This is a genomic window from Methylobacterium sp. J-076 (genome assembly GCF_022829405.1).
Classification (GTDB): domain Bacteria; phylum Pseudomonadota; class Alphaproteobacteria; order Rhizobiales; family Beijerinckiaceae; genus Methylobacterium.
On the sequence record NZ_JAKSXW010000149.1, the window covers coordinates 245,456 to 269,152 of the forward strand.

Sequence of the window (23,697 nt, forward strand, 5' to 3'; positions counted from 1 at the left end):
ACAAGCCGGCCTCAGAGCGCTCGTTCCGGCTTGCGGCTGGTGAGGCGCAGGTTGAGCGGCCGGCCGGCGATGGCGCCGCCCAGACCGTCGGTGATCTCGGCCGGGAGGCAGCGCGACACGGCCCCGAGGGCCGCGCCCACGAAGGCGCGCTGGTCCGCCTCGCTTCCCAACAGGCGCGAATGCGTGATCCTGGGTTGTCCGAGGAGCGAGCCGTCGCGCTTCAGGCTGAACAGCACCGTCACCTCCGATCCGACCGCCCCCGGCGTCACGCCTTCGAGCGTGGCGCAGCCGCCGAGGTAGCGCCAGAGCGCGGCGAGGCTGTCGGCCGGCGCGCACCAGGCCGGCGGCACCGGGGCCGCCGCGCAGAGCGCCGCCGCGAGGGCGAAGGACCGGCGCACCGGGCTATCGGGCCGCCGCGGTCTGGCCGAACATGATCTTCTTGGCGTCCTCGCTCATCGTCTTCCCGAAATCGGGATTGACCTTCGGGGCGTGGGCGTAGGCCGCCTTGGTGCCTGGGCGCTCGGCGATGGCGTGGAACCAGCGCTTCAGGTTCGGATGCTCATCGATGTTCTGGCCCTGCTTCTCCCACGGGACGATCCAGGGATAGCTGGCCATGTCGGCGATCGTATAGTCCGGGCCCGCCAGGAATTCCCGGTCGGCGAGGCGCCGGTCGAGGACGCCGTAGAGCCGGTTCGTCTCGTTGACGTAACGCTTGATCGCGTACTCGATCTTCTCGGGGGCGTACTGGCTGAAATGGTGGTTCTGCCCCAGCATGGGGCCCAGACCGCCCATCTGCCAGAACAGCCATTGCAGCGCCTCGTAGCGGCCGCACATCTCCTTGGGGAGGAACCGGCCCGTCTTCTCGGCGAGGTAGAGGAGGATGGCACCGGATTCGAACAGGCTCATGGTCCCGCCGCCCTCGGGGGCGTGGTCGACGATGGCCGGCATCCGGTTGTTCGGGGCGATCTTCAGGAAATCGGGGTTGAACTGCTCGCCCTTGCCGATGTTCACCGGCTTGATCGTGTAGGGAAGCCCGGCCTCCTCCAGGAACATCGTGATCTTGTGGCCATTCGGGGTCGGCCAGTAATACAGGTCGATCATCGCACGTCCTCGCTGCGGGCCGTCGTCCCGGCCCGGCTTCCCTCGCGCAGGAGGTGGGTCGCGACGCACCGCGGATCAAGCCGACCGAACCGAATCGCGTCGCCGGACTTATTCTCCCGGTCCGTGCCCATACCGGGCAAGGGAGACCGCAAAGCGAGGATCGAGCCCCATGCCGTGGTACGCCGTGCGTCCGCGAGACCCCGCCGATCCCCGCTGGCCCCTGCCGGGCAAGGAGCGGATCGTCCTGAAGGCGGACAATTCCGACGACGCGAGGGCGCGGTTCGAGGAGGCCTATCCCAGCGAGCCCTTCGGCAGCCCCACCGTGCCGGTCCGCGGATCCGGCCTGGGCAGCTTCCACGGCAAGGCCGTCGCCCTCATCGTCGAGGAGACGGACGAGCCACCCTCCCCGAAGGAGTGACGCCATGGACCCGATGAACCCGCTCCCGCGCGCCACCCTGGACGGTCAACTGGTGGACTACTGGCTGCGCGAGGCGGCCCGCCTCGATGCCCTGGCGGCCCAGGCGCGGTTCGGCTGGCAGAAGCGTGGCCTCGCCCGGAAGGCGGCCAGGGCCCGCGGCCAGGCCGAACGCAGCCGTGTCCGCGAATCCGCCCGGGCCGGCACGACCGAGGGGGCGTCCGCCGAACTGAGCCAGGGCTAAATCGTATTCCCCACGCTCGAAGCTTTGCCATGGCCTTCCGGGGACGACCTCGGATATGCAGCCCGCGCCCCCCCTCGGTTCGGTTCGGCCATGGAACGCTCGCAGCAAGCAGCCCTGCTCAGCGCAGGGATCGGCATCGCCGTCACGGCGCTGAAATTCTACGCCGCGTGGCTGACCGGCAGCCTCGCGCTGTATTCCGACGCCCTCGAGAGCATCATCAACGTCGTCGCGGCGGCGGGGGCGTTCATTGCCCTGCGCATCGCCGCCCAGCCCGCCGACGAGGACCATCCCTACGGGCACCACAAGGCGGAGTTCTTCTCCGCGGTGGTGGAGGGGGCGTTGATCGTCATCGCGGCCCTGATGATCCTGCACGAGGCCTATAACGGCTTCCTCAACCCGAAACCCCTCGATGCCCCGGCCGCCGGCCTCGCCATCAACGGCGTCGCGGGGGTGATCAACGCCGTCTGGGCCTGGGCGCTCCTGCGCTGGGGGCGGGAATGGCGCTCGCCGGCCCTGATCGCCGATGCGCGGCACATCTTCGCCGACGTCGTCACCTCCATCGGCGTCCTGGGTGGCGTCGCGGCGGTGTGGTTCACCGGCTACCCCGTCCTCGACCCCGCCATCGCCGGCCTCGTCGCCCTGAACATCCTCTGGTCCGGCTACCGGATGGTCCGCGAATCGGTCGATGGCCTCATGGACAAGGCCGCCTCGGCCGAGGTCGTGGGGCAGGTGCGCACGGTGATCTCGCGGCACGGGGAGGGCGCCTTGGAGGCCCACGACGTCCGCACCCGCTCCGCCGGCCGGGCGACCTTCGTGGATTTCCACCTCGTCGTCCCCGGCGACATGACGGTCGCGGAATCGCACGCCATCTGCGACCGCATCGAGGGCGCGCTGGAGGTCACGATCCCCGGCACCGTCGTGACGATCCACGTGGAGCCTGCAGACGAGGCGAAGGCCCAGGGCGTGCCGGTGCTCTGACGGGGCGGAGACGCGCACCGCTCCGCCGCGCCCGCCCCTGCGACGGGGCAGGCGGGGGGACCTTGTCGATCCATGGAAACGAGTCCGGAAACGCCGCGGGTCAGGCTGGCTCGTTCAGGCGGCGCCACGCGAACACGCCGAACACGCCCACGAGGCAGGCCGCGATGCCGAACCATGTGAAGGCGTATTGCAGGTGGTTGTTGGGCAGATCGACCCGGAGCTGCCCCCCCCGGGGCCACGTGGTCTGGCCCGGCGTGGCGTCGGCCTCCACGAGATAGGGCGCTACCTCCCCGAGGCCCCGGGCGGCGGCGATGCCCTGCACGTCGCGATTGAACCACTCACCCCGCACCGGGTCCGGCGCCGGCACGAACATCGTGCGCGGCTCGCTGGCCCGGAGGATGCCGGTGACGCTGGTCTCGCCCTCGATCAAGCCCGCCTTGCGGTCCCCCGGCGCCTTCAGCTCAGTCGGCACGAAGCCGCGGTTGACGAGCACGGTCCCGCCGTCGCTCCGGACGAAGGGGGTGATGACGTAGTAGCCCTGGAGGGCGCGGCCGGGGGTTTCGCCTGCGGCGAGGCCGTGGACCAGCGTTTCCCTGTCGTTGAGGAAGCGCCCGGTCATCCGGACATGGTGGAACTCGTCGGCCACCGGGTCCCAGGCCGAAGCCGGCGGGGGCGGCACGGGCGCGGCCCGCGACTCGCTCACGATCCGGGCGATCAGGTCTTCCTTCCACGCCTTCCGCTCGACCTGCCACACGCCGAGGCCGATGAGGATGGAAAGGGCGATCAGGCTCGCGAGACCCGGCGCGACAAGGCTGCGCCACGCACCGGACCGCACCGCGCTCAAAGCTCGAAACGGCCCTCCTCGGCCTTGTTCTTGAACTGGAGGGCGATGAGCAGCCCCTTCAGCGGCCGCACGAGCAGCAGGCTGAGGCCGATCGACAGGGTGAGGGCCACGACGGCGTGGACCCAGATCGGCGGCTCGTAGCTGATCTCCAGCCAGAGGGCCGTGCCGACCACCACCAGGCCGACGATCGACATCACGAAGAAGGCCGGCCCATCCGCCGAATCGAAGCCCGAATAGTCGAGATGGCAGGCCTCGCACCGCGGGCGCAGGGCGAGGTAGCCCTGGAACAGGTGGCCCTCGCCGCAGCGCGGACAGCGGCCACTGAGGCCTGTCGGGATCGGCGGAGGCGTGGGCATGGTAGTCCAGACTTGCTTGGGGCCGCGATCCGGATAGCCCATCGGTGCCGAACGAAGAAGGGGCGGCCGAAGCCGCCCCGCCATGTGCCTAGGACATTTTACCCCTGATCGCCGTGGGGTCAGTGGGCCGAATGGCCGATTCCCGAGCCCCAGACGTAGATGGAGGCGAAGAGGAACAGCCACACCACATCGACGAAGTGCCAGTACCAGGCGGCGAACTCGAACCCGAGATGCTGCTTGGGGGTGAACGAGCCGGCATAGGCCCGCATCAGGCAGACGGCGAGGAAGATGGTGCCGATGATGACGTGGGCGCCGTGGAAGCCCGTCGCCATGAAGAAGGTCGAGGAATAGATGCTGCCGGTGAAGCCGAACTCCGCATGGCTGTACTCGTAGCCCTGGCAGGCGGTGAAGATCGCGCCGAGGATGATCGTCAGCCACAGGCCGTACTTGAGGCCCTTGCGGTCCCCCTCGAGCAGGGCGTGGTGCGCCCAGGTGATCGTGGTGCCGGAGGTCAGCAGGATCAGGGTGTTGAGGAGCGGCAGATGCCAGGGATCGAACGCCTCGATGCCCTTGGGCGGCCACACGCCGCCGGTGAACTCCACCCGCGACACCTGGATCGGGTCGGCGGTGTAGAGGGCGGCTTCGAAGAAGGCCCAGAACCACGCCACGAAGAACATCACCTCGGAGGCGATGAACATCATCATGCCGTAGCGGTGGTGGAGCTGGACGACGCGGGTATGGTCGCCGGCATCCGCCTCGTGCGCAACGTCCTTCCACCACGAGAACATCGTGTAGAGCACGCCCACCGTGCCGAGGCCGAAGACGTAAGGGCCCGGCGTCAGGGTGCCGATCTGCAGGCTCTTCATCCAGAACACGGCGCCGAACGCCATGAGGAAGCCGGAGAAGGCCCCGATCAGCGGCCACGGACTCGGGCTGAGGATATGGAAGTCGTGATTCTTGGCGTGCGCCTCGGCCATCGTCCCGTCGCTCCTCACCGGCGGCGTAAGCCCTTTCGGCACCACCGCTCTTGCCCAGCTTACCCGCAGCTTTAATCGCTGCCGGCCCTTATTGTCACGCGCTCGCGATCAGAAATCGCGTTTCGTCCCCGGAGCCGCCGTGTTGGCCACCGCCGCCGTCACCGGCTGGCCGTTCTTCGAGGCGAAGTAGGTGTAGGACAGCGTCATCTCGGAGAGGTGGGCGGTGTTCGAGTCGTCCCGGACGGCCGGATCGACGTAGAAGACGACCGGCACGTCGATGGTCTCCCCCGGCTGCAGCGTCTGCTCGTTGAAGCAGAAGCAGGCGACCTTCACGAAGTAGCCGCCCATCAGGCCGGGCTGGACATTGAACGTCGCCACCCCGGTGGAGGGCGTCGGACCGGTGTTCGTCACGCGGAAGAACACAGTCTTCGTCTCGCCGAGCTTCGCGTCGATGCTGCTCACCTCCGGGGCAAACTTCCAGGCGATGCCGGGCGCCACGTTGGTGTCGAAGTGGACGACCATGCTGTCGTCGCTGCGCGCCGCCGCCAGCGACAGGGCCGGCCCCTGGCGGGGCGTGCCGTCGTAGCCCGTCGCCTTGCAGAAGGCGTTGTAGAGGGGCACCGAAGCGTAGGCGAGCCCGACCATGCCGAACGCCAAACCGGCACACAGCACGGCGGTACGCGCGGCGCCGCGCGAAGGCGTGGGGCGAGGGGAGGGGGCTGTCATCGCGTCTCCCTCTAGAGGGGCCGGTTGAGGACCTGGGGTCCGAGCTTCGCGATGGTCAGCACGAAGAACAGCAGCACCATCGCGCCGAGGGCGAGGGCGATCGCCACCGACCGCTTCCGCCGCCGCACCTCCTCCTCGGGGGTGAGCGGCCGATACTCGATCTTGGGTTCCAGCGGCATCGGCTCAGGCCACGACCGCGCGGAACAGACCGAGGCTCTGCTCGGCCAGCAGCGCGGAGAACAGCGCGAAGAGGTAGAGAATCGAGAAGCCGAACAGGCCCATCGCCGCCTTCTTCTCCGCCTCGCCCGTGCGGTTCCGCAGAACGCGCACGCTGAGCGCCACCATGCCGATCCCGCCCACCGTGCCGACGACGGCGTAGAGGAGGCCCCCGAACCCCATGGCCACCGGCACGAGGCCGAGGGGGGCGAGGAACACGGAATACCAGACGATCTGGCGACGGGTGGACTCCGGCCCGGCGACGTTGGGCATCATCGGGATGCCGGCGCGGGCGTATTCCCCCGCCTTGATCAGGGCGAGGGCCCAGAAATGCGGCGGCGTCCAGATGAAGATGATGGCGAACAGGACGAGGGACTCGATCCCCACATGCCCGGTCACCACCGCCTGCCCGATCACAGGGGGCAGGGCGCCGGCCGCGCCACCGATGACGATGTTCTGCGCGGTCGCCCGCTTCAGCCACATCGAGTAGATCACCGCGTAGAAGACGATGGTGAAGGCGAGCAGCGCCGCCGAGAGCCAGTTCGCCGCGAGCCCGAGCACCAGCACAGAGGCCACGGAGAGGAACAGGCCGAAGCCCAGGGCCTCGCCGGAGGTGATGCGCCCCGCGGGGATCGGCCGGTCGGCCGTGCGAGTCATCACCGCGTCGATGTCGGCGTCCCACCACATGTTCAGGCAGCCCGACGCCCCCGCGCCGACGGCGATGGCGAAGAGCGAGATCACCCCGATGGCGGGCGGGACATGCCCGTGCGAGACACTCATCCCCACGAGGGCGGTGAAGATCACCAGGACCATCACCCGCGGCTTCAGCAGGGCGAAGTAGTCCGGAACGTCGCCGCCGACCGCCGTGGCGGTGGGGCTCAGGGTGCTGGTGGCGCTTGTCATCAGGTCCGCTGCTATTCAGCCCGTGATCCGGTGGTTCGGGTCACGATCGGATCGTCCCTCGAAATCAGATCGGCTCAAGGCGTCGCCCGCGGCGACGTGCACCCCCGGTTTCGGCCCCGGGGCGCCCTTGCCGGGAGGTCGCCTCGGTGGCGGCCTCCGGGAAAGGGCGGGGGCCGCAAGCGGCCCCCGGCTTCTGGTTCAGTGCGCGCCCGGCTCGTCGACGATGTGGGGCAGCGTCTCGAACTGGTGGAAGGGCGGCGGGGAGGACAGGGTCCATTCCAGCGTGGTGGCACCCTCGCCCCAGGGGTTGTCCGCGGCCCGCTCCTTGGAGCGGAAGGCGAGGACGACGCCGATCACGAAGACGAACATCCCCAGGCCGAAGATGTGACCGCCGTAGGTCGACACCTTGTGCCAGCCGGCGAACGCCTCCGGATAGTCGGCATAGCGCCGCGGCATTCCGGCGAGGCCGAGGAAGTGCATCGGGAAGAACAGGACGTTCGCGCCGATGAAGGCCAGCCAGAAGTGCAGCTTGCCGGCCCATTCCGGGATGATGCGGCCGGTCATCTTCGGGAACCAGTAGTAGATGCCGGCGAAGATGATGAACACGGCGCCGAGCGACAGCACGTAGTGGAAGTGCGCGACGACGTAGTAGGTGTCGTGGAGGTACTTATCGACCGCCGAGTTGGCGAGCACCACGCCGGTCACGCCGCCGACGGTGAAGAGGAAGATGAAGCCGACCGCCCAATGCATCGCAGCGGTGAAGCGGATCGAGCCGCCCCACATGGTCGCGATCCACGAGAAGATCTTCACGCCCGTCGGCACCGCGATCACCATGGTCGCGAAGACGAAGTAAGACTGCGTCTGCAGCGACAGGCCGACCGTGTACATGTGGTGCGCCCACACGACGAAGCCGACGACGCCGATGGCGACCATCGCGTACGCCATCGCGAGGTAGCCGAAGACCGGCTTGCGCGAGAACGTGGCGATGATGTGCGACACGATGCCGAAGGCCGGCAGGATCATGATGTACACTTCGGGGTGACCGAAGAACCAGAACAGGTGCTGGTACAGGATCGGGTCACCGCCGCCGGCCGGGTCGAAGAACGTGGTGCCGAAGTTCCGGTCGGTGAGCAGCATCGTGATGGCGCCCGCGAGCACCGGCAGCGAGAGCAGCAGGAGGAACGCGGTGACCAGCTCGGCCCAGGCGAAGAGCGGCATCTTGTGCAGCGTCATGCCCGGGGCGCGCATGTTCAGGATGGTGGTGATGAAGTTGATCGCCCCGAGGATCGAGCCCGCGCCGGACAGGTGCAGGGCGAAGATCGCGAAGTCGACGGCCGGGCCGGGATGGCCCATGGTCGAGAGCGGCGGGTAGACCGTCCAGCCGGTGCCCGCGCCGCTGGCCCCAGGGGCGCCCTCGACGAACAGGGAGCACAGCAGCGAGCAGAAGCCCGCCACGGTGAGCCAGAAGGAGATGTTGTTCATGCGCGGGAACGCCATGTCCGGCGCGCCGATCATCAGCGGCACGAACCAGTTCCCGAAGCCGCCGATCAGGGCGGGCATCACCATGAAGAACACCATGATGAGGCCGTGGCCCGTGACGAAGACGTTATACGTCGCCGGGCTCGAGAAGTACTGGAGGCCGGGCTCCTCCATCTCCATGCGGATGCCGAAGGAGAGGAAGGCGCCGATCATGCCCGCGCAGAACGCGAACAGCAGGTAGAGGGTGCCGATATCCTTGTGGTTCGTGGAGAGGAACCAGCGCGCGAAGAAGCTCGGCTTGTGGTCGTGGGCCTCGTGAGCCCCGGCATGGGTGGCGGCTGTTGCCATCTGTGACGTGCCTTACGGGTGGACGGGTGCGTTTCGGAAAGCGGGCGCGCCTCAGCGCGCCTCGGCGAAGCTCTTGCCGTTGTCGAGGGCGGCGTACTTGGTCTTGGCCTCCTTCAGCCAGTCCGCGTAGGCCTGCTCGCTCACGACGCGCACGACGATCGGCATGTAGGCGTGGCGCTGGCCGCACAGCTCCGAGCACTGGCCGTGGAACGTGCCTTCCTTCTCGGCCTTGAACCACATCTGGTTCAGGCGGCCGGGCACCGCGTCGATCTTGAAGCCGAACGACGGCATCGCCCAGGAATGCAGCACATCCGCGGCGGTGACCTGGATCTTCACGATCTTGCCCACCGGCACGACCATCTCGTTGTCGGTCTGCAGGAGGCGGGGCTGCTTGTCCTCATCGAGGTTGGCGTCGAACGTGAAGCCGCCGCCCTGCTCGGTCTGCGGATACTCGTAGGACCAGTACCACGCGTGGCCGATGACCTTGACGATCATGTCCGCCTTCGGGTCCGAGAGCTGCGTGCGCAGCAGGCGGAACGAGGGGATCGCCACCGCGACGAGGATCAGCACCGGGACGATGGTCCAGGCGACCTCGATGGCGGTGTTGTGGGTGAAGCGCGAGGGCGTCGGGTTCCGCTTCTCGCCGAAGCGGAAGACGCACCACAGGATCAAGCCCAGCACGAACAGGGAGATCGCCAGCGAGAGCCAGTGCAGCCCGATCTCGAAATTGAGGATGTCGCGGGCGTTCTCGGTGACCGGGATCTGCCGGCTCATCTCCCACGGAACGGGTTGCCCGAACCCGGCGGCCGACACCTGCGACGTGCCGGCAAGGAGTGAGCCGAGGAACGGTAAAGTCCAGAATGACCTGGTGATCGTCCGCACCGTCCGCATGCCTCTCATGGCTCCCCGTCCACTTGCTTCAGATCAGCCGCCCCGTCTTGACTGTGCGGGAACCATCGCCGACCTGACGGATAGCGCGGCCAATCGCTGACCGAGCTTCCGCGTGTGGCTTCAGATCACAAGGACGTTCCCGGTGCAACCACCCAAGCGTCGCATGGAAGGCTTTCAGGGCGTCGTTCCTGTGGCCTGCGCACGGTCCATCGGGACGGTACGCTGATGTCCGCGGAGACGGGGAACGGCGGCTCCGGGCCGGCGGGAATGCCACTGTCGGTCGAGGTGCCGATGTCCGTCATCGCCTACGACGATCCGGCCGCCAAACCCGGCCTGCGGCCCCTGGCCGTCGAGGCCCCGGTCAACCTCATCTACGGCAGCGTGCCGCATGCGGTGATGATGACCACCCCCGGCGACCTCGAGGATTTCGCCTACGGGTTCAGCCTCACCGAGGGGATCATCGAGGAGGCCGCCGAAGTCAGGGAAGTCCGGGTCGAGGCGGCGCCGGACGGCCTGCGCCTCCTCGTGGAACTCGCCCCCGGGCGGCTGCGCGAGCATCTGGCGCGGAAGAGGGCGATCAGCGGGCGCACCGGATGCGGCGTCTGCGGCATCGAGGATCTGGCCTCCCTTCCCCATGCGGTCCCGCGGACGGCGCCTTCCCTGCGGCTCCCGGTCGAGTCGGTGGGGCGGGCGCTCTCAGCCCTCGATTCGGAGCAGCGTCTGGGGGCGAGGACGCGGGCCGTCCATGCGGCGGCCTGGGCGCGGCTCGACGGGACGTTGACGGCCGTGCGCGAGGATGTCGGCCGGCACAACGCCCTGGACAAGCTCATCGGCGCCCTGATCCGCGCCGGCACCGATCCGGCCGACGGGTTCCTCGTCATCACCAGCCGGTGCTCATTCGAGATGGTGGAGAAGGCGGTTCGCCTCGGCGCGGGCGCGGTCGTGGCGATCTCCGCGCCGACCTCCCTCGCTCTGGAGCGGGCGAAGGCGCACGGCCTCACCCTCTGTGCCATCGCCCGGTCCGATTCCCTCACCGTCTTCACCGGTGGGGAGCGGCTCGTCCACGGCGGGGCCTGAGGTCCGCTACGGCTGGGGCTGCGGCGCCTCGCCGTCCTTCTCGGGGATGCCCGGCACGATCGTCGCGCCGCCGATCACCCGGACGGGGCGCTTGCCCTCTGCGGGCGGGTCTCGCCACTCCTGCTTCGGGGCGGCCACGGCGACGGGCTTCGGCTCGGCGGCCGGAGCGGGGGCCTCCTTTACGGCCGGGGCCCTGTCGGGCGCCGGGTTCGCATTGGCCGCGGGAGTGGGAGGAGCCGGCTCCGGCCGAGCCGCCTCGGGGGTCACCTTCGGCGCGGGTGCGGCCGGGCTCACCCGGGCAGGGGGCCGGTCGGGCGTCCGGGTCGGACTGGTGCGGGCGACCCGGCGTGGGGGCTCCGTCCGGTGGCTGCCATCGGGATTGAGGCCGAGCGGGTTCCCCTCCCCGGGCCGGGCGGCGTCGGGGCCCGGTCGGCGGGGCAGGCGCATGCCCGGGCCGGGCTCGGCGGGAATCGGCACCGGGCGGGCGACGTCGTCCTCGGTCCAGCCGTAGCCCGGCATGGGACGCGTGGGCGGCCGCTCCAGGCGGGCATACACCTCCTGGCCGGGCATGCGCCCGCGGCCGACGATCGCCCCGTTCATCGGGTCGAGGACGAGGCGCACGGGCAGGCCGGCCGGATTGACCGCATCCACAAGATAGAATCGCCCGTCGAAGTGCGGGCGCGACAGGTTGGTGAAGCCGCGGTCGGCCAACCGCCACGCGATGACGCGGGGCGGCAGAACGTCGTCATCGAAGAAGGTCCGGTCGAAGCCCTGGGCACCCGCGCCTCCGGCACCGGCGAGCAGAAGGCCTGCCGTGAGGATGGCGGCGCGGAACGCGCGGTGCCCCGGCCAGCCTCCTGAACGGGGATATCGACCTATGGGGGCGCACTCGGAGGCGCTCTCGGACATGGCGCGCTCGCTCATCACACTCGTTCCCGATTCTGGAGACCCGGCCGGGTAGTCCGGTTCCGGCATGGCCTCGTCCGGTTCGCCCGGTCGTCGGCCATGCCGGCGAGGTCGTTGCCCCGCATGCCGCTTGTGCTCGGCCTCTCCCGTAGAACCCCGGATTCGGGCGATATTGCGAAGGGTGGGGCCGTGCTAATTCGCCCCGGCCGCGGGCCGGGGTGAGGGGTGGGCCAACGTGCTGCGGCCCTTGCTGAAACCACTTCAATCTGCCAACTTCACAACTTAGGACAGGAGCACTGTCCCATTCGCCTCGGTCGCATGTCGCGCGTGGGCGCCAGAGCCGGCAGACGAGACCGCGACGCCTTCGTGCATGCGGGCCTCCGGGCACCGCCACACGGGGCGGTCCGCTGCGTCTTTTGCGCCCCGGCCGGCCGTAGGTGATATCGAGGCACGAAACCTGCTCGCAGTTCCCGATGGGTCGGGCGCGGCTCGCGACGAGGGAAGGGACAAGAGGAAGCATGGCTGGACGCGGATACGCCCCCGAGCCGAACGCTCCCCGCGGCGCCACGATGCCGCTGATCGTGCGTGACCCTGCGCTTCCCAAAGCCCAGGGCGCGTACAACCCTGCCCATGAACGCGACGCCTGTGGCGTCGGTTTCATCGCCGACATGCACGACCGGCGCAGCCACTCCATCGTCGCGCAGGGCCTGAAGATCCTGGAGAATCTCGACCATCGGGGCGCCGTCGGCGCGGACCCGAAGATGGGCGACGGTTGCGGTATCCTCACGCAGATCCCGCATGCCTTCTTCGCGGAGGAGTGCTCGCGCCTCGGCTTCGAGCTTCCCCCGGCGGGGCAATACGCCATCGCGCAACTCTTCCTGCCCAAGGCCGAGCAGCCGCGCCGGGTGATCGAGGGGATCGTCGCCGCGACGCTGGCCGCCGAGGGCCTGCCCCTGCTGGGCTGGCGCGACGTGCCGGTCGACTCGTCCGACCTCGGCAAGGCGGTGCTGGCGACGGAGCCCTGCCACAGGCAGGTCTTCATCGGCCGTCCGGCCTCGGTGAGCGATCAGGATGCGTTCGAGCGCCGGGTCTACGTGGCCCGCAAGGCGATCTCGAACACCATCTACGGTCACGACGACGCGCGGATGAAGGAGTTCTACCCGGTCTCTGTGTCGACCCGGACCATCGTCTACAAGGGCATGGTGCTGGTGAACCAGCTGGGGAACTACTTCCTCGACCTGAAGGACGAGCGGTTCGTCTCGGCGCTGGCCCTGGTGCACCAGCGCTTCGCCACCAACACCTTCCCCACCTGGCGCCTGTCGCACCCGTATCGGTTCGTCGCCCATAACGGCGAGATCAACACCCTGCGCGGCAACGTGAACTGGATGGCCGCCCGGCAGGCGAGCGTCGATTCCGAGCTGTTCGGGAACGACATCTCGAAGCTCTGGCCGATCTCCTACGAGGGTCAGTCCGACACCGCCTGCTTCGACAACGCCCTCGAGTTCCTGGTGATGGGCGGTTACCCGCTCGCCCACGCCATGATGATGCTCATCCCCGAGGCCTGGGCGGGCAACCCGCTCATGGACGAGGAGCGGCGCGCCTTCTACGAGTACCACGCCGCCCTGATGGAGCCGTGGGACGGCCCGGCCGCCGTGGCCTTCACCGACGGCCGCCAGATCGGCGCGACGCTGGACCGGAACGGCCTGCGTCCGGCCCGCTACATCGTCACCGACGACGGCCTTGTGGTCCTCGCCTCGGAGGCCGGCACCCTTCCGATCCCGGACGAGAAGATCGTCCAGTCCTGGCGCCTCCAGCCGGGGCGGATGCTGCTCATCGATCTGCAGAAGGGCCGGATCGTCTCCGACGAGGAGATCAAGGGCGAGCTGGCGCAGGCGCATCCCTATGCCGACTGGGTGCGCAACACGCAGATCGTCCTCGAAGATCTGAAGCCCGTCGTGCCGCGCGAGAGCCGCAGCGACGTGGCGCTGCTCGATCGCCAGCAGGCGTTCGGCTACACCCAGGAAGACCTGAAGCTGCTGATGCAGCCCATGGCCGTCACGGGCCAGGAGGCGGTCGGCTCCATGGGGACGGATACGCCGCTTTCGGCCCTCTCCGAGAAGTCGAAGCTGCTCTACACCTATTTCAAGCAGAACTTCGCGCAGGTGACCAACCCGCCGATCGATCCGATCCGCGAGGAGGCGGTGATGAGCCTCGTCTCGTTCATCGGGCCGCGGCCGAACCTGCTCGACATGGAGGGCGCGTCCCGCCGGAAGCGGCTGGAGGTGCGCCAGCCGATCCTCACCAACGGCGACCTCGAGAAGATCCGCTCGATCGGCCACTTCGAGGACCGGTTCGACACCAAGACCCTCGACATGACCTACCCCGCCGAGAGCGGCGCGGCGGCCATGGAGGGCGCCCTCGACCGCTTGTGCGACCGGGCCGAGGCGGCGGTGCGCGGCGGCTACAACATCATCGTGCTCACCGACCGCGCGGTGGGGCCGGATCGTATCCCGATCCCGGCGCTGCTCGCGACCGCGGCGGTCCACAACTACCTGATCCGCAAGGGGCTGCGCACCTCGGTGGGGCTCGTGGTGGAATCCGGTGAGCCGCGGGAGGTGCACCACTTCGCCTGCCTCGCCGGCTACGGTGCGGAGGCGATCAACCCCTATCTCGCCTTCGAGACCCTCACGGAGATGAAGGACGAGTTCCCGCCCGACCTCACCGACGACGAGATCATCTACCGCTACATCAAGGCCATCGATAAGGGCCTGCTGAAGGTGATGTCCAAGATGGGCATCTCGACCTACCAGTCCTATTGCGGCGCGCAGATCTTCGACGCGGTCGGCCTGAATTCGGCCTTCGTGGCCCGGGACTTCTTCGGCACGGCGACGACCATCGAGGGCGTCGGCATGGCCGAGGTCGCCGAGGAGACCGTGCGCCGCCACCGGGACGCGTTCGGTGACGCCCCGGTCTACCGCAACGCGCTGGATGTCGGCGGCGAGTACGCCTACCGCCTGCGTGGCGAGGCCCACACCTGGACGCCGGACACGGTGGCGACCCTGCAGCACGCGGTGCGCCTCAACGTGCCCGAGCGCTACCGGGAATACGCCAAGCTGGTGAACCAGCAGGAGAACCAGCTCAAGACCCTGCGGGGCCTGTTCCGCATCCGGTCCGCCGAGGAGATCGGCCGGACCCCGGTGCCGCTCGACGCCGTCGAGCCGGCCGCCGACATCGTGAAGCGGTTCGCCACGGGGGCGATGTCCTACGGCTCCATCTCCAAGGAGGCGCACGAGACGCTGGCCATCGCCCTGAACTCGTTCGGCGGTCGCTCGAACTCGGGCGAGGGCGGCGAGGAGGTGGAGCGGTTCAAGCCCCTGCCGGACGGACGTTCGCGCCGGTCCGCGATCAAGCAGGTGGCCTCGGGGCGGTTCGGCGTCACGACGGAGTACCTCGTCAACTCCGACATGATGCAGATCAAGGTCGCCCAGGGCGCCAAGCCCGGCGAAGGCGGCCAGCTGCCGGGCCACAAGGTCGATGCCAAGATCGCCAAGGTCCGCTACGCTACGCCGGGCGTCGGCCTCATCTCGCCGCCGCCGCATCACGACATCTACTCCATCGAGGATCTGGCCCAGCTGATCTTCGACCTGAAGAACGTGAACCCGTCGGCGGACGTGTCGGTGAAGCTCGTCTCTGAGGTCGGCGTCGGCACCGTGGCGGCGGGCGTCGCCAAGGCGCGGGCCGACCACATCACCATCTCCGGCTTCGACGGGGGCACGGGCGCCGCGCCGCTCACCTCGCTCAAGCATGCAGGCGGCCCGTGGGAGACCGGCCTCGCCGAGACCCAGCAGACGCTGGTGCTCAACGGCCTGCGCGGGCGCGTCGCCCTCCAGGCCGATGGCGGCCTGCGCACCGGGCGGGACGTGATCATCGCGGCGCTGCTCGGCGCCGACCAGATGGGCTTCTCGACCGCCCCGCTGATCGCCGCGGGCTGCATCATGATGCGCAAGTGCCACCTGAACACCTGTCCGGTGGGCGTGGCGACGCAGGATCCGGTCCTGCGCAAGCGTTTCAAGGGCACGCCCGAGCACGTGGTGAACTACTTCTTCTTCGTGGCGGAGGAGGTGCGGGAGATCCTGGCCGCCCTCGGCTTCACGAAGCTCGAGGAGGCGATCGGCCGCTCGGACGTCCTCGACAAGGTCGCGGCCATCTCCCACTGGAAGGCGCGCGGGCTCGACTTCACGAAGCTGTTCCACCGGCCCGAGGTCGGGCCCGACGTGGCGCACCGCCATGTCGAGCGTCAGCACCACCCGATCGAGCACGTCCTCGACCGGCGGCTGATCGAGGGGGCCCGCAACGCCCTCGCGACCGGCGAGCCGGTGGTGCTCACCGACACGATCCGCAACTCGGACCGTGCGGCGGGGGCGATGCTGTCCGGCGAGGTCGCCAAGGCCTACGGCCATGACGGGTTGCCCGACGACACCATCAAGGTGCACCTGTCGGGGACGGCCGGGCAGAGCTTCGGTGCCTGGGCCGCGGCGGGGGTGACCCTCCAGCTGACCGGCCACGGCAACGACTATGTCGGCAAGGGCTTGTCCGGCGGCAAGCTGATCATCCGGCCGAGCGACGCCCTCCGGGCGCCGGCCGAGCGGACGATCATGGTGGGCAACACCGTCCTCTACGGGGCCATCGCGGGCGAGTGCTACATCCGCGGTTCGGCGGGCGAACGGTTCGCCGTCCGTAACTCCGGCGCCATCGCCGTGGTCGAGGGCATGGGCGACCATGGCTGCGAGTACATGACCGGCGGCGTCGTGGTGTCGATCGGCGAGACCGGGCGCAACTTCGCGGCGGGCATGTCGGGCGGACTCGCCTACGTCCTCGACGAGGACGGGTCGTTCTCGAAGCGGTGCAACCTGTCGATGGTGGATCTCGAACCCGTCGAGGAGGAGGACGACCTGATGCGTCGCTTCCACCAGGATGGCGACCTGGAGACTAAGGGCCGGGTCGACATCCTCGCCGACATGTCGGGCCACGACGAGGAGCGGCTCTCGCAGCTCATCACCAACCATCTCAAGTACACGGGCAGCCCGAAGGCCAAGGCGATCCTGGACGACTGGGCGGGCTACCGCACGAGGTTCGTCAAGGTGATGCCGGTGGAGTACCGCCGGGCGCTCCGTGAGATGGAGATGGCGCGGATGCCGGTGGCGGCGGAGTAGGGGAGGCCGAACCATGGGGGAGCAGGTCGCGCGCGTCCGCCTCGTGCGGACGCCAGGAGGGCAGCGGGTCGAGATTCCCGCTGGCTTCGCGTTGCGGGCGGAGGAGGCGATCCTTCGCACCGACGGCGGCCGGCTCGTGCTCGAACCCGTGGCGCCATCCTCGCTGCTGGCCGTGCTGGCGGGGCTCGACGACCTCGATACGGATTGGCCGGACATCGTGGACCCGCAGCCGGACGAAATCCGGCTGTGAATGCGCTACCTGCTCGACACCAACATTCTCTCGGCGCTGGTGCGGCATCCGGGGGGCGTCGTGGCCGAGACGATTGCGAAGGTCAGCGAGGAGGCGGTCTACACTTCCATCGTCGTGGCGGCCGAATTGCGTTACGGCGCTGCGAGAAAAGGGTCGGAACGGTTGACCCGGCAGGTGGAGGCGGTGCTGGCGGCCATCGCCATCGCGCCGTGGCATCCGCCCTGCGATAGGATCTACGCCGATCTGCGGACTTTCCTCGAGAGGGAGGGGACGCCGATCGGGGGCAACGACTTGCTCATCGGAAGCCATGCGGTCGCCGACGAGAGCATTCTGGTGACGGACAATACGAGAGAGTTTGGGCGGATCCCCGGCCTGACGATCGAGAACTGGCTTCGGCCCTGACGATCTTCGGCCAGGGCACACCGGCTTCAACGGACAGAGACAACGGCGCGAGTGGACTGATCGATGGGCAAGATCACGGGCTTCCTCGAATTCGATCGGCAGGAGCAGAAGTACCAGCTCGCCGCTGACCGGGTCCGGCACTTCCGCGAGTTCACGCTTCCGCTGGACGAGCACGACCTCACCAAGCAGGCGGCCCGCTGCATGGATTGCGGCATCCCGTTCTGCCACGGCCCCACCGGCTGCCCCGTGCACAACCAGATTCCGGACTGGAACGACCTCGTGTTCCAGTCGGATTGGGAGGAGGCCTCGCGCAACCTCCATTCCACGAACAACTTCCCGGAATTTACCGGCCGCGTGTGTCCGGCGCCCTGTGAGGAAGCCTGCACCCTCAACCTCGAGAACCAGCCGGTCGCCATCAAGACGATCGAGCAGGCCATCGCCGACCGCGCCTGGAATATGGGCTGGATCAAGCCCGAGGCACCGGAAGTCCGCACGGGCAAGCGCGTGGCGGTGATCGGCTCCGGGCCGGCGGGGATGGCGGCGGCGCAGCAACTCGCCCGGGTCGGGCACGACGTGCACGTCTTCGAGCGGGAATCCAAGGCAGGTGGCCTGCTCCGCTACGGCATCCCGGACTTCAAGATGGAGAAGCGCCACATCGACCGGCGCGTGAAGCAGATGGAGGCCGAGGGCGTCGTCTTCCACTACAACCAGAACATCGGCGTCACGAATTCCGTCGAGGAGCTCAAGGCGAAGTTCGACGCGGTGATCTTCTGCGGCGGTGCCGAGGATCCGCGCAACCCGAACCTGCCGGGCCAGGAGCTCGACGGCGTCCACTACGCCATGCCCTACCTCATCCAGTCGAACCGCCGGGTCGGCCAGGAGCCGATGCGCGGGAACGGCGAAGCGCCGATCCTGGCCAACGGCAAGAACGTCGTGGTGATCGGCGGCGGTGACACGGCCTCGGATTGCGTCGGCACGGCCTTCCGCCAGGGCGCCCTGTCGGTGACGCAGCTCGACATCCGTCCCCGGCCGCCGGAGCGGGAGGACAAGCTGACGGTGTGGCCCTACTGGCCGACCAAGATGCGGACCTCGTCGAGCCAGGCCGAGGGCGCCGAGCGCGAGTTCCAGGCGGCGACGCTGCGGCTCGAAGGCAACAAGAAGGGCGTGCTGACGGGCGTAGTCTGCGCCCGGGTCGATGCCAAGCGCCAGCCGATCCCGGGCAGCGAGTTCGTCATGCCGGCCGACCTCGTCTTCATGGCGATCGGCTTCGCGGGCTCGGTCCAGAAGGGATTGCTGGAGCAGTCGGGCGTGGGTGTCACGAAGCGTGGCAACATCGACGCGAACGAGGAGGATTACCGCACCTCCGACGCGAAGATCTGGGCGGCGGGCGACATGCGCCGCGGCCAGTCCCTGGTCGTCTGGGCGATCCGGGAGGGCCGTCAGGCCGCCCGCGCCATCGACGAGGCACTGATGGGCGCCAGCGTCCTCCCGCGCTGATCGGGTTCCGGGGTGGCGGGTGTCGGGGCGTCAGCCCCGACGACATCCGTCACCCTGGAGGCCAGCGGAAATCGTCGGCCCGCCCCGGCTGCGGGGCGGGGGCGTTCCCCCGCAGGAGCGTGCGCTCCACGGTGCCGGTCGCGTCCCCGTCGAGGGGGCGTCCGCTCATCAGAGTGCCGCCGGGCGAGGTCTCGTTGCGGAGGAGCGGGACGACGGGCCCCGCCGCCGGCTTCACCGGCAGGGCGGGGATGCCGGCGGGCTCCGGCAGGCTCGGCAGCATCGCGGTGATCTGGCGGTCGATGGCCGCCGTGTCGGAGGGGGCTGTTTCGCCGCCGTCGAGGGTCGCGCCCGGTACGCCGACCGGTGCACCCGGCGCGACGGCTGCCGTGGCGGGCTGCTCGGACACGGGGGGCGAGGCGGTGCCCATCAGCCGCTTCAGCTCGATGTCGGCGAAATGGGCGAGCTTCCGGTTGCCGGCCTTCGTGAAATGGACGCCGTCCGACGTCCGCAGCTTCGCGATCTGACCCTCCGGGTCCGGCCCCGAGGAGGCGTAGCGGTCGCGGTCGTCCACGAAGCCGGGCCAGATGTCGACATAGGTCGCCCCCGCCTTGGTCACCGCATCCCGCACGACATCGTTGATGGAGGCGAGGTCGCGGGTGAGGCCCGCGCTCTCCATCGGCGGCAGTCCGACCCAGATCAGGGGGACCTTCCGGTCGGTGAAGGGCTTCACCATCGCCTCGACGCGGGCGCGGTAGAGCTCCTTCCAGCGGTCAGTGAGCGGATCGACCGTCACATCGCCGTCGCGGATCGGTTGCCGGTCGTTGGCGCCGACCATCACGAGGCCGTAGCGCACCTTGTGATTGGCCTGAAGGTAGTCGTCCGCCACCTTCGGCCAATCGACCACGTCCTTTCGGACGAGACCGCTGTCGCCCTTCGCGCGGTCGATCACCGCGACGTCGGAGTTGTCCTCGAAGGCATCATCGAGGCCCTTCGCCAGATGGTCTGCGAGGGAATCGCCGAACACGGCGATCTGGACGCTGGGATCGCTCTTCGCCGCGGCGGCCTTCGGGGGCTCCGGCGTACGGACGGGGTGCTGCCTGCGCCGGGTCGTGGTCGCGCTGGGGCCTCCGCCGCCCTGGCGGTCGGCGGTCGCGGGGACGCGCTGGCGCGGCGGCGGCGGGCGGTAGGCCCGCTCCGGCGGCGGCGCGGCCTGCTGGGGGCGGTCCTCCCACGGCCAGTAGAACTGGCGCTGCGGCTCCGGCTGCGGGGCGTAGCGAGGCTGGCGGGCGTAGGCGCCGTCGTCGCGGTAATAGGCGTCCCGCGGGCGGCGGCGGGGCGGTGCCTGGTAGTAGCCGCCCCGCGGATCGGAATAGCCGTCCCCCCATTGCGCCGCGGCGCCGGTGGGCGCGAATGCGGCCAGGCCGGTGAAGCCCAGGAGCGCCGCAACGAGGGCCCGCCGCCGCGCAACACTCTGGGGAGGAGAGAAGGACACCGTCATGCACTCACGCCTTGCGCGCGCCCGTGGGCACGCGCCACGATAGCGGATGCGGCCTTCGCCGTCTAAGCGCCTGTTCGCGCCGTCCCCCCGTGCAGGGGATCAGACTGGGGAGGATGCGCGATGCGGGTCCGACCGTAGCGGGCTCATCGCCCCTGGAGATGCGCGAGCAGCGCCGGTGAGGCGTAACCGTCCGCGGGCAACCCGGCATCGATCTGGTAGCGGCGCACCGCCTCCCGCAGCTTCGGCCCGGCCCGGCCATCCGCCTCGCCCTGATAGAAGCCCTTGCCCGCCAAGCCCTGCTGCAACGCCTTCAGCCCCGCGGTGTCGAGGCGGGGGGCCTTGACCGGCCACGGGGCCGCGAGGGGAGGTCCACCGGCGAGCCGGTCGGCGAGGTGGCCGACCGCGAGCGCGTAGGAATCCGACGTGTTGTAGCCCCGGATCACCTCGAAATTGCCGGTGAGGAGAAAGGCCGGGCCGCCCAGGCCCCCTGGCAGGAACAGGCTCGCCTTCCCCGTCCGGGGCAGCGCCCGGCCATCAGCCCTGACCACGCCACGGCCGGCGAAATCCGGGAGTTCGGCCGCGGGACTGGCGAGGTCGAATCCCTCGGGGAGGCGCACCTCGTAGCCCCAGGACAGGGACGGGTTCCAGCCCAGGTCCTTCAGGTAGGCGGCGATGGAGGCCAGGGCGTCGGCGTCGTCGCGCCAGATGTCCCGGCGTCCATCCCCGTCGAAGTCGACGGCATGGCCGAGATAGGTCGAGGGCAGGAACTGCACCTGCCCCATCGCCCCCGCCCAACTGCCGGTCATGGCGGCGGGGGTGACATCGCCCCGCTGGAGCACCTGGAGCGCGCCGAGCAGCTCATCCCGGAACAGGGTGCCGCGATGGCCGGCGACGGCGAGGGTGGTGAGGGCGCGGATCGTCGGCACGGTGCCGGCGCTGGCGCCGAAATCCGATTCGACCCCCCAGATCGCCAGGACCACCGATCCGGGCACACCGTAGCGGTCCTCGATGGCGCGCAGGGTCGCCGCGAGGGTCCGTCCCCTAGCCTGGCCACGGGCGATGCGGCCGGGGGACACCGCGCCGACGAGGTAGTCCCAGACCGGCCGGCTGAACTCGCCCTGGCCGCGGGTGCGCGCGAGGATCGCCGGATCGGGCGCCCTCACGTCGCGGAAGGCGGCGTCGAAGGTCGCGTCCGTGATGCCCCGGGCGGCGGCATCGCGGCGCAGCTCGGCCAGGAAGCCCGCGAAGGGTGTGCCCCCGCCGGGCTCGGCCGCCGCCGGCGGGCCGAGGGTCAGCGCGAGGGCGGCCAGGGCCGCCGCGAGCCGGCGCACCGCGGTCAGACCCGGTTGCGCTTGGCGAGGCGATCCTCCCAGGCGAGGGCCTGGGTGACGATGGTCTCGAGGTTGTCGTAGCGCGGCACCCAACCGAGGTGATGGCGGATCCTCTCGGCGCTCGCCACGATCTGGGCCGGATCCCCCGGCCGGCGCGGGCAGATCCGCACGGAAAAGTCCTTCCCCGAGACCTTCTTGACCACCTCGACCACTTCGAGGACCGAGTAGCCGCGACCGTAGCCGCAATTCATCACGAGGCTCTCGTGGCCGGCGCGGAGGTGGTCGAGGGCGAGGCGGTGGGCCTCCGCGAGGTCGGTGACCTGGATGTAGTCCCGCAGGCAGGACCCGTCCGGGGTCGGGTAATCCGTGCCGTAGACGTCCAGGCGCTCCCGCTGGCCGAGGGCGGCCTGGGTGGCGACCTTGATCAAGTGCGTGGCGTTCGGGGTCGATTGACCCGAGCGGCCCTTGGGGTCGGCCCCGGCGACGTTGAAATAGCGCAGCACCACGTAGGTGAAGCCCAGCGCCGCCGCGGCGTCGCCGATCATCCACTCGCTCATCAGCTTCGAGCGGCCGTAGGGATTGATCGGGTTGAGGGGGACCGTCTCCGTCACCGGCACGGTTTTGGGCTCGCCGTAGACGGCGGCCGTCGAGGAGAAGATGACGTGGCGCACGCCCGCGCCGACGGCCGCCTCGATCAGCGCCCGCGTCTTCACCGTGTTGGCGAGGTAGTAGCCGAGGGGATCGGAGACCGATTCCGGCACGACGATCTTGGCGGCGAAATGCGCGAGCGCATCGATGCCGTACTCGCGGATGGTGCGGGCCACGAGGTCCTGATCGGCCACGTCGCCCACGACGAGGCGCACGCCCTCCGGCACCGCCCAGTCGAATCCCGTCGAGAGGTCGTCGAGGACGACCACCTCCTCGTGCCCCGCATCGAGGAGCGCGAGCACCATGTGGCTGCCGATATACCCGGCACCGCCTGTCACCAGGACCGCCATCTCATCTCCTTCGTTCCCGCCGCGCATTAACTCAACACGTAGCGACCGACGATATATTTACGGCGAACCGCTTGGCAGTATCATGAAGTGGCCCTTGCGGCGTCCGGCCCGGTCTGTCTCATCGTTCGGGTCGTTCTTCAACTCTCTGGATCTAAGGCCAACGTTCGATGAAACCCATCCGCAAGGCCGTCCTCCCCGTTGCGGGTCTGGGCACGCGTTTCCTGCCGGCGACCAAGGCCGTCCCCAAGGAGATGCTGACCGTGGTGGACCGGCCCGTGGTCCAGCACGTGGTGGACGAGGCGCGCGAGGCGGGCATCGAGCATTTCATCTTCGTCACCGGCCGCGGCAAGGCGGTGATCGAGGACCATTTCGACATCGCCTTCGAACTGGACCGCACCCTGCAGGAGCGGGGCAAGACCGCCGCCTACGAGGACCTCAAGAAGGACCTGCCCAAGGCCGGGCAGACGAGCTTCACCCGTCAGCAGGCGCCGCTGGGCCTCGGCCACGCGGTCTGGTGCGCCCGTGAGATCGTCGGCGACGAGCCCTTCGCCGTGCTGCTCCCCGACATGCTGAGCCGCGGCTGCATGGGCCAGATGCTGGCGGCCTACGAGCGGCACGGCGGGAACGTCATCGCGGTCGAGGAGGTCGCCCCCGAGGAGACTCATCAGTACGGCATCGTCAGCGTCGGCCAGACCTTCGGCCAGACCTTCGAGATCACCGGCATGGTGGAAAAGCCGAAGCAGGGCACGGCCCCGTCCAACTTCATCATCTCCGGCCGCTACATCCTCCAACCCGAGATCTTCGGCATCCTTGAGCACGGCAAGAAGGGGGCGGGCGGCGAGATCCAGCTCACCGACGCGATGATCGACCTGATGGGCGAACAGGAATTCTTCGGCATGCGGTACGAGGGCAGGACCTACGACACGGGCTCGAAGCTCGGGTTCCTCACGGCCAACGTCGCCTACGCCCTGGAGCGGCCGGACCTCGCCGGGCCCCTCAAGGCGGAGATCGCCAAGCTCCTCGGCGAACACTGACGGGTCTGCACCC

At 69.3% G+C, this 23,697-nt stretch carries 23 protein-coding genes; 9 read left to right on the top strand and 14 right to left on the bottom strand.

What is annotated here, in order from left to right:
* Positions 1-11 precede the first annotated feature (11 nt).
* The gene (locus MKK53_RS23355) at positions 12-398 is read right to left on the bottom strand and encodes a hypothetical protein (RefSeq protein WP_243931284.1); all 387 of its coding nucleotides are present in this window, start codon (positions 396-398) and stop codon (positions 12-14) included.
* A gap of 4 nt (positions 399-402) precedes the next feature.
* Positions 403-1,101 (bottom strand): glutathione binding-like protein, encoded by a 699-nt coding sequence (locus MKK53_RS23360; protein ID WP_243931286.1) that lies wholly within the window; start codon positions 1,099-1,101, stop codon positions 403-405.
* A gap of 169 nt (positions 1,102-1,270) precedes the next feature.
* Here MKK53_RS23360 and MKK53_RS23365 point away from each other — a divergent pair, with 169 nt between their 5' ends.
* The 3 genes from MKK53_RS23365 to MKK53_RS23375 all read left to right on the top strand — a co-directional run bounded on the left by MKK53_RS23365 (position 1,271) and on the right by MKK53_RS23375 (position 2,738).
* A complete protein-coding gene (locus MKK53_RS23365) occupies positions 1,271-1,519 on the top strand; it encodes a hypothetical protein (protein ID WP_243931288.1) in 249 nt (82 codons plus the stop codon).
* A gap of 4 nt (positions 1,520-1,523) precedes the next feature.
* Complete coding sequence (locus MKK53_RS23370) at positions 1,524-1,760, top strand: hypothetical protein (protein ID WP_243931289.1); 237 nt, start codon at positions 1,524-1,526, stop codon at positions 1,758-1,760.
* A 90-nt stretch (positions 1,761-1,850) separates the two neighbouring features.
* Positions 1,851-2,738 carry a cation diffusion facilitator family transporter gene (locus tag MKK53_RS23375; protein WP_243931290.1) on the top strand — a complete coding sequence of 296 codons (888 nt, stop codon included), beginning with the start codon at positions 1,851-1,853 and terminating at the stop codon, positions 2,736-2,738.
* A gap of 100 nt (positions 2,739-2,838) precedes the next feature.
* Here the strand turns inward: MKK53_RS23375 and MKK53_RS23380 are convergent, their stop codons facing one another.
* The 8 genes from MKK53_RS23380 to coxB all read right to left on the bottom strand — a co-directional run bounded on the left by MKK53_RS23380 (position 2,839) and on the right by coxB (position 9,478).
* Positions 2,839-3,582 (bottom strand): SURF1 family protein, encoded by a 744-nt coding sequence (locus MKK53_RS23380; protein ID WP_279599220.1) that lies wholly within the window; start codon positions 3,580-3,582, stop codon positions 2,839-2,841.
* Positions 3,579-3,938 carry a DUF983 domain-containing protein gene (locus MKK53_RS23385; protein ID WP_243931294.1) on the bottom strand — a complete coding sequence of 120 codons (360 nt, stop codon included), beginning with the start codon at positions 3,936-3,938 and terminating at the stop codon, positions 3,579-3,581. The genes MKK53_RS23380 and MKK53_RS23385 overlap by 4 nt, the downstream gene beginning before the upstream one ends.
* A gap of 119 nt (positions 3,939-4,057) precedes the next feature.
* On the bottom strand, positions 4,058-4,915 hold the full coding sequence (locus tag MKK53_RS23390; protein ID WP_243931296.1) for a cytochrome c oxidase subunit 3: 858 nt from the start codon (positions 4,913-4,915) through the stop codon (positions 4,058-4,060).
* A gap of 108 nt (positions 4,916-5,023) precedes the next feature.
* Positions 5,024-5,641 carry a cytochrome c oxidase assembly protein gene (locus MKK53_RS23395; RefSeq protein WP_243931298.1) on the bottom strand — a complete coding sequence of 206 codons (618 nt, stop codon included), beginning with the start codon at positions 5,639-5,641 and terminating at the stop codon, positions 5,024-5,026.
* An 11-nt stretch (positions 5,642-5,652) separates the two neighbouring features.
* On the bottom strand, positions 5,653-5,820 hold the full coding sequence (locus tag MKK53_RS23400; protein WP_243931300.1) for a hypothetical protein: 168 nt from the start codon (positions 5,818-5,820) through the stop codon (positions 5,653-5,655).
* Between the two features lie 4 nt (positions 5,821-5,824).
* On the bottom strand, positions 5,825-6,760 hold the full coding sequence (locus tag MKK53_RS23405) for a heme o synthase (protein ID WP_243931302.1): 936 nt from the start codon (positions 6,758-6,760) through the stop codon (positions 5,825-5,827).
* Between the two features lie 198 nt (positions 6,761-6,958).
* Entirely contained in the window at positions 6,959-8,587 is a 1,629-nt protein-coding gene (ctaD, locus tag MKK53_RS23410) for a cytochrome c oxidase subunit I (RefSeq protein ID WP_243931304.1), read from the bottom strand.
* A 51-nt stretch (positions 8,588-8,638) separates the two neighbouring features.
* Positions 8,639-9,478, bottom strand: coding sequence for a cytochrome c oxidase subunit II (coxB, locus tag MKK53_RS23415; RefSeq protein WP_243931845.1), 840 nt, complete (start codon positions 9,476-9,478; stop codon positions 8,639-8,641).
* 225 nt (positions 9,479-9,703) lie between these two features.
* On the opposite strand from coxB, the gene fdhD reads away from it, so the two are divergent.
* On the top strand, positions 9,704-10,555 hold the full coding sequence (gene fdhD / locus MKK53_RS23420) for a formate dehydrogenase accessory sulfurtransferase FdhD (RefSeq protein ID WP_243931306.1): 852 nt from the start codon (positions 9,704-9,706) through the stop codon (positions 10,553-10,555).
* A 6-nt stretch (positions 10,556-10,561) separates the two neighbouring features.
* Here the strand turns inward: fdhD and MKK53_RS25510 are convergent, their stop codons facing one another.
* Positions 10,562-11,479, bottom strand: coding sequence for a hypothetical protein (locus MKK53_RS25510; RefSeq protein ID WP_279599221.1), 918 nt, complete (start codon positions 11,477-11,479; stop codon positions 10,562-10,564).
* A gap of 500 nt (positions 11,480-11,979) precedes the next feature.
* Here MKK53_RS25510 and gltB point away from each other — a divergent pair, with 500 nt between their 5' ends.
* The 4 genes from gltB (at position 11,980) to MKK53_RS23445 (ending at position 18,823) form a co-directional block, all read left to right on the top strand.
* Positions 11,980-16,674, top strand: coding sequence for a glutamate synthase large subunit (gltB, locus tag MKK53_RS23430; protein ID WP_243931308.1), 4,695 nt, complete (start codon positions 11,980-11,982; stop codon positions 16,672-16,674).
* Between the two features lie 13 nt (positions 16,675-16,687).
* Complete coding sequence (locus MKK53_RS23435) at positions 16,688-16,924, top strand: antitoxin (protein WP_243931310.1); 237 nt, start codon at positions 16,688-16,690, stop codon at positions 16,922-16,924.
* On the top strand, positions 16,925-17,326 hold the full coding sequence (locus MKK53_RS23440) for a type II toxin-antitoxin system VapC family toxin (RefSeq protein ID WP_243931312.1): 402 nt from the start codon (positions 16,925-16,927) through the stop codon (positions 17,324-17,326).
* A 63-nt stretch (positions 17,327-17,389) separates the two neighbouring features.
* Positions 17,390-18,823: a glutamate synthase subunit beta gene (locus tag MKK53_RS23445; protein ID WP_243931313.1), complete on the top strand. Its 1,434-nt coding sequence runs from the start codon at positions 17,390-17,392 to the stop codon at positions 18,821-18,823.
* 49 nt (positions 18,824-18,872) lie between these two features.
* On the opposite strand, the gene MKK53_RS23450 is transcribed toward MKK53_RS23445, so the two are convergent.
* From MKK53_RS23450 to galE, 3 genes are all read right to left on the bottom strand, one after another.
* A complete protein-coding gene (locus tag MKK53_RS23450; RefSeq protein ID WP_243931315.1) occupies positions 18,873-20,321 on the bottom strand; it encodes a DUF459 domain-containing protein in 1,449 nt (482 codons plus the stop codon).
* Between the two features lie 143 nt (positions 20,322-20,464).
* The gene (locus MKK53_RS23455; protein ID WP_243931847.1) at positions 20,465-21,661 is read right to left on the bottom strand and encodes a lytic murein transglycosylase; all 1,197 of its coding nucleotides are present in this window, start codon (positions 21,659-21,661) and stop codon (positions 20,465-20,467) included.
* A complete protein-coding gene (gene galE / locus MKK53_RS23460) occupies positions 21,658-22,650 on the bottom strand; it encodes a UDP-glucose 4-epimerase GalE (protein ID WP_243931317.1) in 993 nt (330 codons plus the stop codon). The genes MKK53_RS23455 and galE overlap by 4 nt, the downstream gene beginning before the upstream one ends.
* A gap of 167 nt (positions 22,651-22,817) precedes the next feature.
* Here galE and MKK53_RS23465 point away from each other — a divergent pair, with 167 nt between their 5' ends.
* A complete protein-coding gene (locus tag MKK53_RS23465; RefSeq protein ID WP_243931319.1) occupies positions 22,818-23,684 on the top strand; it encodes a UTP--glucose-1-phosphate uridylyltransferase in 867 nt (288 codons plus the stop codon).
* Positions 23,685-23,697: the final 13 nt, after the last annotated feature.